The 1,222-nt window shown below is 70.3% G+C and carries 2 protein-coding genes; both read right to left on the bottom strand.

From position 1 onward, the window contains the following. The coding region (locus AOK11_RS41250; protein ID WP_157869537.1) for a helix-turn-helix domain-containing protein at positions 1 to 129 on the bottom strand (129 nt) is incomplete at its 3' end. A gap of 27 nt (positions 130 to 156) precedes the next feature. Further along, positions 157 to 582 carry a hypothetical protein gene (locus AOK11_RS37510; protein ID WP_055598095.1) on the bottom strand — a complete coding sequence of 142 codons (426 nt, stop codon included), beginning with the start codon at positions 580 to 582 and terminating at the stop codon, positions 157 to 159. Positions 583 to 1,222: the final 640 nt, after the last annotated feature.

Here is a 1,222-nt window from a genome sequence, read left to right as displayed (position 1 = left end):
CTCCAGCGTCCGCTCCACCGCCCCGTGTGTCACCAGCGAATCGAGGTGAAAGCGTGCCGTGTTGGCGTGGACCCCCACCCGTTCAGCCACTTCGCTGACACCGAGCGGTCCGCCCGCGGCACGCAGCACATCGAGCCGGTCGGCCGGCGAGGGTGGTCACCGCCTGTCGCGCGTCATCCCGTCGACGACGAACCCGATCCCGACACCGAGCATCCAGACGTCCTTGGCCAACGGGATGCCCTGCTGGGTCGGCCGCAGGCTGCCTTCCTCACGCATCCCCGGCGTACGCAGGTACATCCCCAGCAGCGCCGACGAGAACGCGGCCAGCCCTGCACCGGCCACGGCCGTGGGGACGACAGGCAGCAGCAGGGCGGCGCCCAGCGCGATCTCCCAGCTGGAGAGCAGCCGGGCGAAGGTTGACGCCGGCACTTTCTCGAGGAACGGGTACGTGTTCTCGGCCATCCCGTGCAACTGGGCGGCCGTCTCCTCGTCGGCGCCCCGCTTGGACAGCCCGGAGTTGAGGATGAACGCCCCCGTGGCCAGACGGGGCGCCACGTGCCTGAGTTCGATGGGCAGACGCATGAGAACTCCCGGTCGCTATGCAGCGCAGTGCTGTCCACCCTAGGACGCACCGGCCCTTCCGGCAGGTCGAGGACCATGCCCGTACATCCGCGGTTCACGGCCGTCCACACGGGGCTCGAGGCCGTTCACGCATCGCGAGAAACCGCCCACCCGGCTCTCCCCAGTCGTTCTCACTTCGTACCGCCCGCGCGGGCCACTCGTGGAGCGCGTCCGGGTCGTGGATCACCCACAGGGTGATCGGGTCGGCCCTCACGTCCACGGCGGCACCCGCCCGACCGGCATGGAAGCCGGGCCGACGGCATTGCCGGAGGCCGGCCGTCGGCCCGGTGGGAGACGAGCGTGATCGTCTCGGATGGTGGCGGAGCGTTGACGGCGAAAGAGCCCACGTGCTTGCATCGACGCATGCCGCGCCAGTCGTTGACCTGCCGCCGCTGCGTCGATCTGGTTCGAGTCGCAGCCGCGCTCTGTTGCGCCGCCACTCGCTGATCGTCCTCGATCCCTCTCCTGTCGGAGCGTTGACCGCTTCTTCGCGTTGTGCCGTGTCCCGGCCGGGTTTCTGAAGCTTGTCGCGCGCCGGGCACCGCCAACGCCCGGTCCTCGGCCGCAGTCCCCGTACCCACTCCCCCGTACCCCCCTCGCC

The sequence above is a fragment of the Streptomyces hirsutus genome (assembly GCF_001418415.1).
In the GTDB taxonomy this organism is placed as follows: Bacteria; Actinomycetota; Actinomycetes; order Streptomycetales; family Streptomycetaceae; genus Streptomyces; species Streptomyces hirsutus.
This window is presented reverse-complemented; position numbering and strand designations above follow the sequence as displayed.